General features: G+C 59.6%; 13 protein-coding genes. 8 read left to right on the forward strand and 5 right to left on the reverse strand.

Translation table 11 applies throughout. The features are described from left to right. Positions 1-7 precede the first annotated feature (7 nt). The 5 genes from SVU69_03920 to SVU69_03940 all read right to left on the reverse strand — a co-directional run bounded on the left by SVU69_03920 (position 8) and on the right by SVU69_03940 (position 9,389). Positions 8-5,641, reverse strand: coding sequence for an Hpt domain-containing protein (locus SVU69_03920; GenBank protein MDY6942140.1), 5,634 nt, complete (start codon positions 5,639-5,641; stop codon positions 8-10). 158 nt (positions 5,642-5,799) lie between these two features. Then, positions 5,800-7,851, reverse strand: a complete 2,052-nt coding sequence (locus SVU69_03925) for a methyl-accepting chemotaxis protein (GenBank protein ID MDY6942141.1) — start codon at positions 7,849-7,851, stop codon at positions 5,800-5,802. 129 nt (positions 7,852-7,980) lie between these two features. Next, positions 7,981-8,556 (reverse strand): chemotaxis protein CheW, encoded by a 576-nt coding sequence (locus SVU69_03930; GenBank protein MDY6942142.1) that lies wholly within the window; start codon positions 8,554-8,556, stop codon positions 7,981-7,983. A gap of 1 nt (position 8,557) precedes the next feature. Beyond that, on the reverse strand, positions 8,558-8,923 hold the full coding sequence (locus SVU69_03935) for a response regulator (protein ID MDY6942143.1): 366 nt from the start codon (positions 8,921-8,923) through the stop codon (positions 8,558-8,560). A gap of 58 nt (positions 8,924-8,981) precedes the next feature. Then, a complete protein-coding gene (locus SVU69_03940; GenBank protein MDY6942144.1) occupies positions 8,982-9,389 on the reverse strand; it encodes a response regulator in 408 nt (135 codons plus the stop codon). 306 nt (positions 9,390-9,695) lie between these two features. Here SVU69_03940 and gshA point away from each other — a divergent pair, with 306 nt between their 5' ends. From gshA to SVU69_03980, 8 genes are all read left to right on the forward strand, one after another. Beyond that, positions 9,696-10,991 (forward strand): glutamate--cysteine ligase, encoded by a 1,296-nt coding sequence (gene gshA / locus SVU69_03945; GenBank protein ID MDY6942145.1) that lies wholly within the window; start codon positions 9,696-9,698, stop codon positions 10,989-10,991. A gap of 26 nt (positions 10,992-11,017) precedes the next feature. Next, the gene (gshB, locus tag SVU69_03950) at positions 11,018-11,968 is read left to right on the forward strand and encodes a glutathione synthase (GenBank protein MDY6942146.1); all 951 of its coding nucleotides are present in this window, start codon (positions 11,018-11,020) and stop codon (positions 11,966-11,968) included. 104 nt (positions 11,969-12,072) lie between these two features. Beyond that, positions 12,073-13,047, forward strand: coding sequence for a TonB family protein (locus SVU69_03955; protein MDY6942147.1), 975 nt, complete (start codon positions 12,073-12,075; stop codon positions 13,045-13,047). Positions 13,048-13,111: 64 nt separating this feature from the next. After that, a complete protein-coding gene (locus SVU69_03960) occupies positions 13,112-13,675 on the forward strand; it encodes a YqgE/AlgH family protein (protein ID MDY6942148.1) in 564 nt (187 codons plus the stop codon). Continuing rightward, entirely contained in the window at positions 13,668-14,090 is a 423-nt protein-coding gene (ruvX, locus tag SVU69_03965) for a Holliday junction resolvase RuvX (GenBank protein MDY6942149.1), read from the forward strand. The genes SVU69_03960 and ruvX overlap by 8 nt, the downstream gene beginning before the upstream one ends. After that, entirely contained in the window at positions 14,087-14,608 is a 522-nt protein-coding gene (gene pyrR, locus SVU69_03970) for a bifunctional pyr operon transcriptional regulator/uracil phosphoribosyltransferase PyrR (GenBank protein MDY6942150.1), read from the forward strand. Before ruvX ends, pyrR begins: the two co-directional genes overlap by 4 nt. Positions 14,609-14,629: 21 nt before the next feature. Beyond that, positions 14,630-15,601 carry an aspartate carbamoyltransferase catalytic subunit gene (locus tag SVU69_03975; GenBank protein MDY6942151.1) on the forward strand — a complete coding sequence of 324 codons (972 nt, stop codon included), beginning with the start codon at positions 14,630-14,632 and terminating at the stop codon, positions 15,599-15,601. Beyond that, positions 15,598-16,857 (forward strand): dihydroorotase, encoded by a 1,260-nt coding sequence (locus SVU69_03980; GenBank protein MDY6942152.1) that lies wholly within the window; start codon positions 15,598-15,600, stop codon positions 16,855-16,857. Before SVU69_03975 ends, SVU69_03980 begins: the two co-directional genes overlap by 4 nt. Positions 16,858-16,861: the final 4 nt, after the last annotated feature.

Here is a 16,861-nt window from a genome sequence, read left to right on the forward strand (position 1 = left end):
CGCGCCCTCACCCTTCCGCTGACAGGGCGGGATTAACCAGCCGATCGATCGCATCCAGCAACTCTTGTTCCTGGTAGGGTTTGCCCAGATAGTCGTTCACCCCGATCTTGACGGCGCGCGCCCGGTGCTTCTCGCCCACCCGCGAGGTGATCATCACCACCGGGATCCCATGGGTTTCCCGATCGTTGCGAATGTGTGTCACCAGCTCGAAACCGTCCATACGAGGCATTTCGATGTCGACCAACATCACATCGGGGCGGTTCTCCTGTAACAGCGCCAAGGCATCGACCCCGTCTCGGGCGGTTAGCGCCACCATCCCATGTTTTTCCAGCAAACGGGTTGTCACCCGCCGGACGGTGATAGAGTCGTCGACCACCAGCACTTTGATTTGGCGACGGGCAGTGTAATGCTCGGCTTGGGACTCAGGGGCTGCCGACGAACCCAACGCCCCCAGTCGAACCAAAGCATTCACATCGAGAATGAGCACCACCCGCCCGTCGCCCAGAATCGTGGCGCCGGTGATGCCGCGAATGCTGCTGACTTGGCGACCGACCGTTTTGACCACCACCTCGCGGCTGCCCAGCATGCCGTCAACCACCAAGGCGCAGCGATTCGAGCCGGCCTTGACCAGCAGCATGGGCAAACCACCGCCCTCTTCCGGCATCAGCCCGGGCGGTGCGCCCACGAGCTCGGCGAACGAGCGAACGTTATACGTTTCGCCGCCGTACTGATACTGACTCAATTGCCCGTCGAGATAAGCCGAAGTCTCGTCCGGATACAAGCGCACCACGCCTTCGACGGCGTTGAGCGGAACCGCATAGGTTTCGGTTCCGGCATTGACCAACAAACATTGGCTGATCGCCAGGGTATAGGGCAGGCGTACGGTAAAGCGCGTTCCCTGACCGGGCTGGGAGTCAATCGACAAGGTGCCGCCAAACTGCTTGATTTCGGCATCCACCACACCCATGCCCACGCCTCGCCCCGAGATCTGGGTCACTTCGGTGGCGGTACTCATTCCCGGCGTCATGATCAGATGGGCAATTTCATCGTCGGACAAACTGGCCTCGGGGCGAATCAACGCCCGATCCACAGCCTTCTTGCGGATACGCTCGAAATCCAGGCCACGGCCATCATCCGATACCTCCAAGACCACCTGCGAGCCTTCGCGCCGCATCACGAGATGGACCGTGCCGCCGGGGGATTTACCGGTGCCACGGCGCTCGTCGGGCGCTTCCAGTCCGTGGCTGACCGCGTTGCGCAACAGATGCTCCAACGGTGCCAACATCCGCTCCAACACGCTCCGGTCCATCTCATTCTCGGCACCGACGACCTCGAGCTGTGCCGTCTTGCCGAGCTGATCCGCCGTTTGTCTAACCACACGCCGCAGGCGCGCCACGTAGGTCGACAAGGGAACCATGCGCGTGTGCATCAAGGTTCCTTGCAACTCGGTGGTCACGCGTGATTGCTGCAACAACAAACTGTCCGATTCCCGCTGCAACTCCTCAAGCAACTCTTGCAAACTGCTCAAGTCGGCCACACTCTCGGTAAGGGCCCGGGAAAGCTGCTGAACCCGCGTGTAGCGATCGAATTCCAAAGGATCGAAATCCTCATCCAAATTCGGCGCCTTCGCCCCATCGCCAGTGTCGTGGCTGTAGAGAATCTGGGCCTCGGTTTCCAGCTCCAGTTCCCGCAATTGATGGCGAAGGCGGCTGACGGTTTGATCCAACTCCTTGACGTGGTAGCCCAAGGTGCGAATCTGCTGCTCCAAACGCGAGCGATAGATACTCACCTCGCCCGCATAATTCAGGAGGTTGTCCAACAGTTCGGACGAGACCCGAACCGCCTCTTGGCCCGGCAGGGCAACTACCGAGCGGGGCACTTCGGTCTTGGAGGCAGCCGGCTTCAGTGGTTGCGATGGTGCCGACGGCTCTCGGTCGGGGCGAACCGGAATAACCTCTGCCGGCCCCAACACGGGGACCTCCGGCTCTGGTTCCGGTTCCGGTTCCGGGCTCATATCAGCCGGACGCGTCCAACCCAGTTTCTTGTCTTCCTCGCCGAACCAGGGGTCTGGCTCGACGGGAAAGGCGTCGGACTCTGACTCGGTCGACGGCTCGACCGGTTGCGGCTCATCAGAAACGGCCGGATCCTGATTCGGTTCGTCACCGGCTATCTCAACCACATCGACGGTAAGTGGAGGCGACTGCTTGCTTGAGTCCGCCAGCGGACGCACCTCGCCTGGATCCACCGGCTCCGTCGACGCCGTGAGAGATTCGGGATCCACCACATTGAACTGCGCCAGGTCGAACTCGGCGAAATCGGCCTCTTCCACCTCGATGCCGTAATCCTCGACCTCCAGGGAATCCTCATCATCCATCGGCCAGGGCGTTGGCGCCGCAGGGACCGGGGTCCTTACCTCATCCGGCGTTGACTCAACATCCGGGACCGAGCGTTCCTGGGCGGGGGCGTCCGATCCACCCAAAGCCGCCAATAGCTCGCTCTCAGCCGCGACCGGGAAACCCTCTCGATACCGCTCCAGCATGGCGTTGAGTCGATCGATGGTGCGATAGAGCAGTTTGACCGCCTCGTCTTCCGGGCTGATTCGACGGTCCCGAAGGGATTTGACGAAGCTCTCGGTCTCATGCGTGAGATCGCCCATATTGCGGGCCTCAGCCATCCGAGAGCTGCCCTTGAAGGTATGCAATTCCCGCAGCATCGCATCCAGCAGCGCGTCGTTGCCGCGGTCATTGGACCAACGGTCGAGTAACTGGTCCATCCGCTCCAGGATTTCCGCGCCTTCCTCAACAAATACCTGCAACAACCCGGCATCCAAGTTGGCCGGTTGATCCAAACGCTCCTCGGCTTGCACGGCTGCTTTGGGAACCGGTGGGGTTTCAACCTCCTCCGACTGTTCCATGCGCTGTGCCAACTCATGGACTTCTTGGTTGATGCGTGCAACCAATTCCTGATGATCGGGCAAAGGCGCCTGTGAATCGCCCAAGGCCGCCAGCACGGCCTCCATCGCCTGCATACCGGAACGGAATAACCGAAAACGGTTCGAATCCATCACGAAGCCACCGGCCAGCATGATACGGGCAATCCGGTCCAAACCCCGTGAGATGATCGATATTCCGGGCGCCTGCGCAATCTCCGCACTGCCCGTTAGGGTGTGCAACGCGCGTGCGAGATCGTCACTGATAGTCACATCGTCAGACTCGGCGATCTCGGACCCGAAAAAGGACTGCAGCGTGTCCAGATGAGTGCGGGTTTCACGGTGGAAGATCTCATAGAGCTGAGGATCCATCCGGGGCGAATCGGCCGTCTCGGGATCTGGTAACGGCGCTTGCTCGACCGGTGCCGGCGGCTGTGGAGGCTGAACGATCTCCTCCGCGGGCAACTGGCCGCCGGGCTTGGCGAGGGCGTTCGCCCGTTGCACGAGGCCATTCACATCACAAACGTCAGTCGACTTGCCCTTGAGTCGAGAGAGCAACTCCGGCAACACAGCGATGGCCTGGGCGACAGTTTCGACAATCGGAGGGCCTGTGGGCACGATCTGGTCGATGACCTTGTTGAGTAAATTCTCCACAGCCCAAGCAAATTCGCTGATTTGCTCAGCCCCCACCATTCGACCACTACCTTTCAGGGTATGGAAGCTGCGACGGACGGCCACCAACGCTTCCAGATCCTCGGCGTTATCTCGCCAGCGTGGAAAATACTGCTCCAGCGTCTCGTGGACTTCTTCGGCTTCCTCGAGAAATACCTCCAAAATCTCCGGATCAACAGCCGGCGACGGGCGTGCCGCGGGCGAGGGCGGCTGGTGGGCCGGGGCGGCCACTTCCGCTGGTGCCCGGTCGAGCGCGACTTCAGGTTGAGCCGGCGAAGCATCAGAAACCGGTGATGCCCCCGACTCCGGGGTCGGCTCGTCGAGCGCCAGCGCCGGATGTTCGGCGGTATGCTCCATCGGATCGTCGCAGACGATCTGTTCTTCCAATAAATCGACGTAGCCTTCGGTAGTATCCAACACCGCTTCGGCGTTGTGATGGCCGCTTTGCAGTGCATCCAGGTAATACTCGATGCTGACCACGGCATCGGCGATCACCTGCAACGTGTCGGCCGCCGGTGTGGTGCCCACAGGTACCGATCGCTGGAGATACTCGTGCAATGCGCGCAGCAAAGCCACCGGCCGCGTAAGGCCCAGCATCTCCATCGCGGCGCGAATTTGTCGCAATAGCCGCGCCGCCTCGGTCAAATGCTCCGGCTGGTTCGGATTGTCCAGATACTCGACGATGGCTTCCTGCGTGCGCGTCATATTGAGCGTCGATTCGCGCAACAAGGCCTGCGCCGCTTGGCGCGTCTGTGCATCGCTGTGCGGCTCGTCAGAACCGGTCAGCCCACGCAGCGACTCAGCTTCCAGATTCCCCTCGACACGAAGTAGCGCTTCGGCGACATCGAACAATCGAGACTCATTGGCCCGCTCTTTGCCAGCGGCGACCGGTGCGAGCTTCTCCACTTGGCTCATCAGCTCGGAACTAAGATCCTCGCGGTTGAGAATCACAAAGGTGTTGGCCATCCGCCGCAGCGTCTCGACCAACGGCGCCAGCTCGTCAGGCGCCGAGTTCTGCACGCGGAGGAAAACATCCAAGGACTCCTTCACGCCGACCAAGTCTTCGTTAATGGCTGCAATGACACCGCGAAGATCCTGCACGCTGGGCTGAGAAAGATTTTCTCGAAAATGCGCGACGGTATGCGCGTCCGGGACAACATCGTCCAAGCCGTACGTGGCCCGTATCTCGCTCGCCTTGGGTCCGGCAGCGCGATGGAAAATCACCTGGTACAACATGGCCGACAAGGTCGCTTCAACAACGCCCTTGTCGGTGACCGACCCGCCGCCTTCCGCCAGACCTTTAATGATGCGATCGATGCGACCCACCAGCTGTTTGGTTGAAATGTCGGGCTGGATATCGCCACCGATAACGCCTTCGAAAAAACCTTGAGCCACCCACCACAAACGGTAGGTCGCAGGATCACTCGAGGCCGCCTGCAACTGCTCGGCGATGCGCGCCATAGCAGCCATCGGCGCCGATCGTTCCGGCTGGCGAATCCAAGCGAGAAGGGCTTGCTGATATCCTGTCCGCAGATCGGCGGCCCGCCGATCCGGCAGTGGCTCGACCGCTGCTGGGGGCAAAGGCAGCGTGTCGGCATTGAGGCGTCCACCACAGGTAGCGAGGAAAATATCGACTTCCGACAGCGGTGGTTTCTTGGCGACCGCGCGCAGGGCGTTGAGTTGTGGCAGCAAGACAGCCGCCACCTCCTGTTCACCCTGCAGTATTTGGTTCAGATAGTGCGGAAACACCATGAGCCCGGCGGCCATGGGTTCATAGATCGATTTGGCGTCCGAGAGCTCGCCGGTAATGACCGCCTTGACGAGCGAATACATCTCGTCGACGAACAGCACCGACACATCCAGTTCGAGCATGCGCAAGGTGCCTGCCACCTGTCGCAAATCGGCGGCGCAGCGCTTTAGCGCATCGACATCGTCGGGCACTTCGACATACTGTTCCAACGCGCCGGCGGCACTGACCAAGGACGCATCAACCTGCGTCTTCACCCAGTGCAGCGAGTCGGATAGCGATTGGCTAATCATCCATCGTACCTCGGGCGGCACCATCCTGGGTGGCGAACACGAATCCCAAGCCGTTTGCCGAATGGTTCGTCAACGGACCTCGGGCGTGCCAAGCGAAGCTCCCTCGCGGTTCCCCTTCCCCATCATTTTTTTGGTTGTTCTTCATTCAGATCGGTCACCTAGCCGGGAAGCTTGAATCCCGCCACCGACCGACGCAGTTCGCTAGACAGTTGTGCCAGACGCCCAATGGATTCGCCGGTGATGCGCGTTCCTTGCTCCGTCTGCTCGGTGGTTTTCTGGATCGCACTCATGTTGCCCGACACTTCCGATGCCCTGCCCGACTGTTGGCGGGCCGCATCGGAGATGCTTTGCACCAAGCTGGCGATCTGATTGGAAACCCGTTCAATCTCATCAAGGGCGTTACCGGCGTCTTCCGCCCGTTTCGCCCCCGCTACCACCCCGGCCGTACTCTTCTCCATGGAGCCCACCGCCTCGTTGGTATCAGCCTGAATGGCATGTACGAGCGCCTCGATCTGGCGTGTGGCGCTGGTACAACGCTCGGCCAACCGTTGAACCTCGTCCGCGACCACCGCAAATCCCCGGCCGGCTTCGCCTGCGGACGAGGCCTGGATTGCAGCGTTCAGCGCCAGAATGTTGGTTTGCTCGGCGATGTCGTTAATCAACTCGACGATGTTGCCAATCTCCTGGGAACTTTCACCCAGCCGTTTGATTCGTTTGGACGTTTCCTGAATCTGTTCACGAATTGTTGTCATGCCTTCAATGGTGCGGCGCACTGCAGCGCTACCTTTGGCCGCCACTTTGACCGAATGCTGCGCCACCTTGGCCGAACGCTGGGCGTTCTCGGAAACGTGCTCGATCGACCGCACCATGGTCTGAATAGACGAAGTTGCCGAACCGATCTGGTCGTTCTGGTGCTCCGTAGCCTTAATCAGCTTGCGGACGATACCCTCACTGTCGTTGGCGGAGGCGGCAACGCGCTCCGCCGTACTGTTAATGGTGCGGACCAAATCACGCAGTGCTTCGACGGCATAGTTCACGGCATCGGCAATCGCGCCCGTAATGTCCTCGGTCACTGTGGCTTGGACGCCCAAATCGCCTTCGGCCAAACTGCCCATTTCATCCAGCAGTTGGAGAATGGCGTCCTGGTTCTTACGATTCTGCTCGCGGGCCGAGCGCAGTAGTTGCCGTATCCGCGCCGTCATCAGATACACGGCCGCGACAATCAACAACAGCGTGATCCCGCCCAGAATCAAGCTGTAAACGGGCTGCATAAAGCGGTTCTGGGCGTGCTGCCGGAATGCCACCGACTGTTGGGCCAAGCCCTGTTGCAGAATGGCCACCTGGTCGGCCAACTCCCGCGATGCCACCGAGGCAGTGCCCAACACGGCGGCATTGGATGCGATGTAGTCCACTTGCTCCGATAAGGGGGGAAACAGTTTGATAAGACGTGCGAGAGTTTCGCGAATCGGACCGTCGGCGGGCACTTTGGTCACGCCCAAAGCGCGATCCCCCTCCGCCAATGCCTGCAACCCCTCACTGAACCGGGCCAGCTGTTCGGTGAGAGCCACGCCCGCACTGGCATCGGGAACCGTGCCTGCAAAAATGGCACTGATCTGATTGTTCATGCGTTGTACCACCGTGGAAAGCCGCAGGACAAAGTTGACCTGACTTGCGGGCACACGCGCGGCCCGCAGCTGATCAACCAAAGTATCCAGATCGTCCAACAACTGGGGGAATAACGCTTCGAATTCGGCTTGGTAAGCCCGGGCGCCGGGCATCACACCTTTGACCTCCATGATCGCGCGAACGCTCGGCGTGGCCTTGGCCCACGTTTCGGCCACCAGATCCACGCGTGCCTGCACTTCCGGTGGCGGCGGGGGCAAGCCCTCGACTGGATCGCCGCCCCTGAGTTTGTTCAGCGTCGTAACAAACTTGTCCACCACCTGCTGAAATTCGATAAAGGTTTGGCGCGCAGCCAACTCATCAGCCACCGCATTCACGGCTTCGAAGCCCCGAGCGCCGATGCGCTCGGCCAGAACTTGCTGCGTGGTGGTGGTCTGCAGATAAGCCTCGTCTTGTCCGGTCAACCGAAATTGGTACACCACACTCGCAGCAGTGGCAGCAACAGAGAGCGCCAGCAACACGAGCAGCACCGCAAAGGGCCGCCCCGTTCTCGCCTCATGTTTCGATTTGGCTGTTGCCCCTGCCATATTGGCTCCTTATCCCAGCGCGGTCGTCATCTCGGGTTTGAGGAACTGACCGCCCTTCACTCAAGTCTTGGCCGAACTCCCGTTTGGGTACGAATAACGGCCGTTATGGGTCATTTTTAAGTCTTTGGCCTACCCAACCGCTTCACGCTGGTCCGATGCATTGGTAAACAAATCATCTTCCACCAGCCGGTAGAAACTGAATACGCCCCACAAATCTTCGCCTTGCCGGTAGCCATAGGCCACGAACGGGCGATAGGGCTCGAGAATCTCGTCGGACCGGTCGACTTTTTGTTTTTGTTCAAACTGGCGAAAGCCCACCACTTCGTCGACCAACAGCCCGGCCGAAACATCCGGGTGCTTGATGACGATCAAGCGCACACCGCGCGCATTGGGCACCGTGAGGCGACCCTCCAACAAACAAGCCAGATCGGTTACCGGTACCAAGCTGCCACGCACGTTTGCAATACCGCGCAACCAAAGTCGTGCGCCGGGCAATCGCGTTAATGCCGGGCAACGAATCACCTCCCGAACCACATCGCGATCCGCCAGCATCCGGGCACCACCGACGCGAAACCCCAGTCCCGTCCAAACGCCCGGCGCATCAGAACCCGACGCCGTCGGACCCGCCAGCTCGCGGCTGCGCCGATCGATCTCGATCAAAGCGGAAAATGGATCCAACGCGATTTCAGCAAGGCGAGGCCGCATCTCAGTTCTCTACCACGGCCTTGATCTTGCGGATCAGTTCAGCCTCGTGGACTGGCTTGACGACGTAGTCGATCGCCCCCTGGCGCAACGCCCAGATACGATCAGTGTCCTGATCTTTGGTGGTCACCATGAGAATCGGGATCGACGCGGTCTGTGAATCTTTGCTCAACTTGCGCGTGGCCTGAAAACCACTCATCCCCGGCATCACCACATCCATCAATATGACGTCCGGATGTTCGGCACGCGCCATCATGATCCCTTCCTCACCGTCATTGGCGACCAGGGTCTCGTAGCCGTGCTTCTGCATGATCTTCTGCAGGACGTATATTTCCGTGGGTGAGTCGTCCACGATTAATATCCGAGCCATTGAATCCCCATCTCCGGTTTATGCCCTTGCTCCGTCAACCCGTGTCCCGCCCTGCCCGCTAGTGCCGGACGTATTGTCGAATCGCACCGACCAATTCATCGCCGGTGAAAGGTTTAGTCAAGTACTCTTCGGAACCCACCAATCGGCCCCGGGCGCGGTCAAACAACCCATCCTTACTGGATAGCAACACCACCGGGACGTCGCGGAACATTTTGTTCTGTTTGATCAGGGCGCAGGTTTGATATCCGTCGAGTCGAGGCATCATGATGTCGGCAAATATGATGTCCGGTTTGCGCTCGGCGATTTTGGCCAGCGCTTCGTAGCCGTCTGTGGCACCCACAACGGTGCACCCCTGCTTCTGCAGAATGGTCTCTGCAGTTCGTCGAATGGTTTTACTGTCGTCGATCACCAGTATCGTCAGGCCGGCCAACTCGCCGCCGGTGTCGTTCCCGTCCGCTTCAGTCATTGCCCGCTCCGAACCATCATCGATAACTTGTTCATGCCCCAAACAACGCCACGTGGCGAAAGAATCTCGATGCGCTCCCGGTCATAACAAAAGTCATCGTCGACAAGCCGGGCTGCGGGGGAAAACTCGATCAACGTCATGCTTCGCGTTCCAAAGCGGAAAGGACTGTCGACAAACCGAAAAACACCCTTATAAAACCGAATGTTACGTCGATACGGAGGCGACATGAGATGAAAAATTCGTGGGATTCCCGGGACGATGCCCGGTATCATAGTCCGACACCGCGGCCATAGCAGGAAAGGTTTCATGATGCCGAGCACTCCCAGAACTGTGCCGAATATGAGCGCCGAGCTACGCAAGCCGGTTTTGCAGATCGAAGCGTTGTTGCTGGAAAAGCAAAGCTTGATCGAGTCTTGGTTCCGCAAACACTGGTTGCACACGCCCCCGCCCTTCTATGCATCGGTCGATCTTCGCAATGCCGGCTTCAAACTGGCGCCGGTTGACACGAATCTTTTTCCGGCAGGCTTCAACAATCTCGATTCGTCCTGCCATCCGCTTTGTATTCAGGCCGTTCAACGAGCCATCGAGCGCCATTGCCCAACCGGTCGAAACATCTTGATCGTGCCCGAGAGCCACACCCGGAATCTCTATTATCTAGAGAGCTTGGCCGCTTTGGCGTCCATCGTTGAGCGGGCCGGCTTCGATGTACGTATCGGCTCCTTATTGACAGACTTGAACGGAGCCCAGACCATCGATTTGCCCTCTGGAAACCAGGTCACACTGGAACCACTGGAACGTCACGGCGACCGCTTGAGCGTGAACGATTTCCAGCCCTGCATGATTCTGCTGAACAACGACTTGTCGAAGGGAAATCCGGCAATATTCGCCGGGCTCCAACAGCCCATTCAGCCACCGCCGGTCCTGGGTTGGACTCAGCGAACCAAATCGGGACATTTCGAGATCTACCGCGAAGTTGCCGAAGAGTTCGCCGATCTGGTCGGCATGGACCCCTGGTTGATCGATCCGTTTTATCGCAGTTGTGGCCGAATCGATTTTCTCAAGCGCGAGGGCCTCGATTGTATGGCCCATAACATCTCCAGCATGTTAGAGATGATCGGAGAAAAATATCGTCAATATGGGATCGACAAAGTGCCGTTCGTCATCGTCAAGGCCGACGCCGGCACCTATGGCATGGGGATTATGACGGTGACCGAACCCGACGACATCTACCGTCTCAGCCGAAAACAGCGAACCAAAATGAGCTCGGCCAAAGAAGGATTATCGGTCGACCGCGTGCTGATCCAAGAAGGCGTCTACACGGAAGAAACATGGGGGGAGAACGGGGCGGTCGCCGAACCGGTGGTGTACATGATCGATAACGCGGTGGCCGGCGGATTCTATCGGGTTCACGAAGAGCGCGGACCCAACGAGAACCTCAATGCACCGGGCATGCGTTTTCAGCCGCTCGCCTTCGGCGAATCCTGTATCACACCGGACAAGCACTTAGACCCGGATGCTGAACCGAATCGATTTTATGCCTATGGCGTGATCGCCCGCTTGGCCCTGATCGCGGCGGCCCGAGAGTTGGCGACCAAAACCTGAAGCATTCAGCGCGAGGAGATCTTGTCATGAGCATCCGTGTCGGGGTCGTAATGGACCCGATCGCCCATATCAAACCGCATAAAGACACCACGTTGGCCATGCTCCTGGAATGTCAGCGGCGCGACTGGAACATGCGTTACATGGAGCTCGACGACCTCTACTTGAATGATGGAAAGGCTTTTGCCCGACAACGCCCGCTGCAAGTCCGCGACAGCGACCGCGACTGGTTCGAATTGGGCGAACCCGACGAAAGCCCGTTGAGCGATCTGGACGTCATCCTGATGCGGAAAGATCCGCCGTTTAACATGGAATATATCTACGCGACCTACATCCTGGAACGAGCCCAAGCCGAAGGCGCCTTGGTGGTCAACCGGCCCGAGAGCCTCAGGGACGTCAGTGAAAAGGTCTACACCGCCTGGTTTCCCCAGTGTTGCCCCCCCACCTTGATTACACGCGACATGGGCCGATTGCGCCATTTCGTTCACGAACAGCAAGAAGTGGTCGTCAAACCTCTGGACGGGATGGGTGGCGCTTTCATATTTCGAATCACACACGGCGACATGAACACCGGCGTGATCCTGGAAACACTCACCGACCACGGCCGACGCTATGCCATGGCACAACGGTACATTCCCGCGGTACGAGAGGGTGACAAACGCATTTTGCTAATTGACGGCGAACCGGTTCCGTATGCGCTGGCGCGCATTCCGGCTGCCGGCGAAGCGCGTGCCAACCTGGCGGCCGGCGGAACCGGAGAAGGCCGTGAACTCACCGAGCGCGACCGATGGATCTGCGAGCAGGTCGCCCCCATACTTAAGAAGAAAGGGCTGCTCTTCGTGGGCCTGGACGTGATCGGTGACTACCTCACCGAAATCAACGTCACCAGCCCAACCTGCGTGCGTGAGCTGGACCGGCAATATGGCATCACTATCAGCGCCCGATTCATGGACGCCATTGAGCAGCGGCTGGGCGCGTGACGGTCTGTGTCCCCTCATCTTTCCGGATGACCTCTACGCAATGGATCACAACAGACTGTCCGCCACTGGCCGATAACCCGCGTGGACAGACATCCACTTGACCCATGAGTACTTTGATTCGCGAACCGGCAACCCCACCAGCCACAGTCGAAATCGGTAGCGGTGATCGCTTAGCGACCACGTTGTTCTTTGCCGCTCTGCTGCACGGCTTGGTGATCCTCGGTATTGGCTTTTCCGGCGAACCGGTGCGCATGCCGTCCGCCCTAAATTCGAAGCTCGAGGTCACGCTCATCAAAGGACAGAGCGGCGAGACGCCCGACGATCCCCAGTACCTAGCGCAGATCGACCAAACGGGCTCCGGCAACACCGAAGAGATGCGACGCCCCCGCGGTGCGATGCAAAGTCAGTCAGTGGTGGAAAACGAAGGCATTCCCGACGCCAACGACGTCCTCAGCGAACTGGCGGCGAGCGAAGAAAATCCCGATCCCAACACCCCCGAAGACCTCCCCAGCCCGAGCAGCGAGCAAATTCTCACGCAAACTGCAGACGATCGCCGGGAGATGGACTCGAGCCCCCAAACCAGCGCCGCAGATCGCAGCCAAAGCACGCGGGTGGCGCGGTTAATCCTGCAAAGCGCCGACAATCTGGATCTGAGCGCCGAGAACACGCCCGAAGCGCTGACCACGGCCAAGCAACCCCGTGTCAAACGCATTGCCGTCAACACCAAATCGAATGTCTACGCGCCCTATCTTTACTATTGGCGTCTGAAAATCGAGGAAGTGGGCAACCTCAACTTCCCCGACGAGGTGCTCCGTCAAGGCCTGCACGGTGATGTCACGGTGGAAGTCTCGATCAAACAGGACGGCAGTTTGGAGCAAGCCCGGGTGGTGGTGCCGTCCCCACATCGTCTGCTCGACGACGCGGCACTACGAATCCTGTATCTGGCGGCACCCTTCGCGCCGTTTTCCGAGGAAATGCGCGCGGAAGCCGATACGGTTCGGTTCGTGTGGAAATGGCGCTTCCTACCGGGCGACGATGGCACCCCCCGCGGCACGGGCAAAGTCTACGCCGACTCCTAATCGGCGCATCCAAGCGGGACATCGATGGCTTGTCAGTGCCAGAAACGCCCCCTACTATGAGCCTATGCCCGAATCGCACTTTCTCATCAACCAATATCTGATCGCCATGCCGGGACTGGCAGACCAGAACTTCGCCAACACCGTCACCTACGTCTGCGAACACAGCGAAGACGGTGCCCTTGGCATTGTGGTCAACCGTCCCTCCGAGTTGCACCTGAGCGATCTGATGCGGCAGATGGATCTGGACCCGCCGGCCAACGAACGTTTCGATCCCATCATTTTTCATGGGGGGCCGATGAGCCCTGAGCGCGGTTTTGTGTTACACCCGCGCGAGTACGAATGGGAAGCGACCATCCACGTCAGCGGTGATGTCAGCGTCAGCAGTTCCCGGGATGCACTGATCTCCATTAGCCGTGGTGATGGTCCCAAAGACTATCTGATTTCATTGGGGTACGCCGGATGGGGCCCGGGTCAGCTGGAACAGGAAATTTTGAGCAATGCGTGGCTCAATGTCCCCGCAAAAACCGAAATCATGTTTCAAACACCCGCCACGGAACGATGGCAAGCTGCGGCCGCGTTAATCGGTATCGATCTCGATCGACTCAGCAGCGACGCCGGTCATGCCTGAAACTCAAAGCACCGGGACCATAACGACCGTGCTGGGCTTCGATTACGGCCGCAAACGGATCGGGGTGGCCGTCGGCCAAACCCTGACCGGTTCGAGTCGTGCCCTGACCGTCCTGAAGAACGACGGCAACCCTTCATGGCAGTCGATTCAGGCACTCATCCAAGAGTGGTCACCCAACGCCCTGGTGGTGGGCCTGCCCCTGTTGGCTGACGGCACCCGGGGAGACATGGCCAAGGCGGCGCAACGATTCGCTCGCACCTTGGCGGAAAAAACCGGCTTGCCAGTGACAACCGTCGATGAGCGCCTGACCAGCTGGGAAGCGGATCACGCTATTCGGGAGAGCAAGGAGCGCGCCGACCGTGATGCCGTCGCCGCCAGTTTGATCGTGGCCACCTATCTGCAGGGCCGCGCATGATTCTCCGGGATGCCAACGCCGTCCACCGGCTGATTACGAACATGGCTGAGGCCATCGCCGAGCGGTACCGCAATGAACCCGAACCACTGTTGATAGGCATCCATACCGGTGGTTTGTGGGTTGCATCGGAGCTTTACCGACTCCTGGCCGAGCCGTTGCGTTTGTCCGATCCCTTGGGCAGCCTGGATATCAGCTTCTATCGCGATGATTTTGCGCGAATCGGTGTTCATCCCGAAGTCAAACCGTCCCACCTTCCGTTCTCGGTCGACGAGCGGGAAATCATCCTGGTTGACGATGTCCTCTACACCGGTCGTACGGTCCGGGCCGCCATGAATGAAATTTTCGACTATGGACGGCCCGCGGCCATCCGGCTTGCTGTTCTGATCGATCGCAACGGCCGCGAACTGCCCATCGCCGCAGATGTGGTCGGCGAACACTACTCGCCCGCGCCCGACGAACACATTAAACTGATCGGACCTTCGCCACTTGAAGTGCGCCTGAAGCACGCGCACGGTTGATCAAGGCTGCAATCAAATCACATGAGTCGACAAGTCGATGAAACAGGGCACCTGCGCCATTTGTTGAGTATCAATGGCCTGGACCGCCAACTGATCACGGCCATCTTAGACACTGCAGCCTCGTTTATGTCCGTCACCGAGCGGGCAGTCAAGAAAGTGCCCCTGTTGCGCGGAAAAACCGTCGTCAACTTATTTTTCGAGCCCAGCACGCGTACCCGCATGACCTTCGAGCTGGCCGCCAAACGGCTGTCCGCCGACGTGCTGAATCTCGATGTGGAACACTCGTCGACACGCAAGGGCGAAACCCTGCTCGATACCTTGCGCAATCTGGAAGCCATGCACATGGACATGCTGGTGGTCCGCCACGCCGAAAGCGGAGCCGCTGACTTTTTCGCGCAATACTGCGCACCCCATGTCGCCGTTTTGAACGCCGGTGACGGCCGCCACGCGCACCCCACGCAAGCACTGCTGGATGTTTTCACCATTCGGCGCCACAAACCGAATTTCGAACAACTCACCGTCACGATCGTCGGTGACGTATTGCACTCCCGTGTGGCCCGCTCCCAGATTCAGGCGCTTCGGACACTGGGCGTGCCGAACATCCGAGTGGTCGCCCCGCGTACCCTGTTGCCCACCGGCATCGAACACATGGGCGTGGAATCCTTCGACCATTTAGAACCGGCCCTGAAAGACTGTGATGTGATCATCGCCCTGCGACTGCAACGCGAGCGCATGGTGGGCGCACATTTACCCAGCGAAGCCGAATACTTTCACTACTACGGACTCACTCACGAGAAGCTGGCCCTGGCCAAACCCGATGCCGTCGTCATGCATCCCGGGCCGATCAACCGCAACGTTGAAATCGCCTCCGATGTGGCAGACGGCCCCCGCTCACTGATCCTGGAACAGGTATCAAACGGCATTGCCGTCAGAATGGCGGTGATGGCGATGGTGCTCGGCCATCGCACACCCGCGCCGGAGATCGCCTCGTGAACCGGATCACCGTACAGGGGGGGCGCGTCATCGACCCGGCAAACCAGGTCGACCAGATACAGGATGTCCATATCGCCGATGGAAAAATCGTTGCCTTGGGTGCGCGGCCGGACGGTTTCACGACGGATCGGATGATAAACGCCGAAGGGCGGTGGGTGATCCCGGGTTTGGTGGAGTTATCCGCACGACCCGCCTCATTGGCAGCGGAATCCCACGCCGCGGTGGCCTCGGGAGTCACCACGCTGTGTATCCCACCGTCAGCCAAACCCTGTATCGACACCCCCGCCGAGGCGGAACTTTTGTATCTGCGCGGCCGACAAAGTGACGCCGCCCGTGTCTATGTGATCGGGGGCTTGACCCAAAACCTCGATGGGGAGCGGTTGACTGAGATGGGCGCACTGGCGGCGGCCGGCTGCGTGGCTTTGAGCAACGATCGACGACCGGTCACCAATACGCTGGTATTGCGGCGGGCATTGGAGTATGCAGCCAGCCACGGACTGACCGTGTTGTTATACGCCAAAGATCCCTGGCTCCACCAACAAGGCTGCGCCCACGAAGGGCCCATCGCATCACGGCTGGGACTGCCCGCGATCCCCATCGCCGCGGAAACCGTCGGCCTGGGTCGCGACCTGGCACTGGTGGAACTGACCAAAGCGCGGGTGCATTTTTGCCGGCTCTCCAGCAGTGAAGCGGTTGAGATGATTCACGCAGCCCGCGATCGTGGGCTGCCCGTCAGTGCCGATGTCGCCATTCATCATCTTTATTTTTGCGATGAAGATTTGGATGGTTACGACCCCAACTTCCGTGTCGACCCGCCGCTTCGCAGCAGCAACGACCGGGATCGCCTGCGCCGAGGCGTTGCTGAGGGAACCTTGTCTGCCATTTGTTCCGATCACGAGCCGTTAGGTGATGACGCCAAACGAGCACCATACCCCCAAGCTTTGCCGGGTATCTCCGGAATCGAAACCTTGCTTTCGCAGACCCTGGCCCTGGCCAAACACAACTTGATGCCGCTGAGCACCGCCATTGCCCGGGTCACCTGTGACCCCGCCGCGATTCTCGGCTTGGAGCTGGGTCACCTCGCGGTCAGCGCCGCCGCCGATCTGTGCGTGATCGACCCTGATCGACAGTGGTCGTTTTCAGTGGAATCTCAGCGCAGTGCCGGACACAACTCTCCGCTCATCGGCCGGACCATGACGGGGGTGGTCACCCACACGCTGGTCGGCGGACACTTGGTTTATCAACACGAGGGATAGGACG

The sequence above is a fragment of the Pseudomonadota bacterium genome (genome assembly GCA_034189865.1).
Classification (GTDB): Bacteria; Pseudomonadota; Gammaproteobacteria; order UBA5335; family UBA5335; genus JAXHTV01.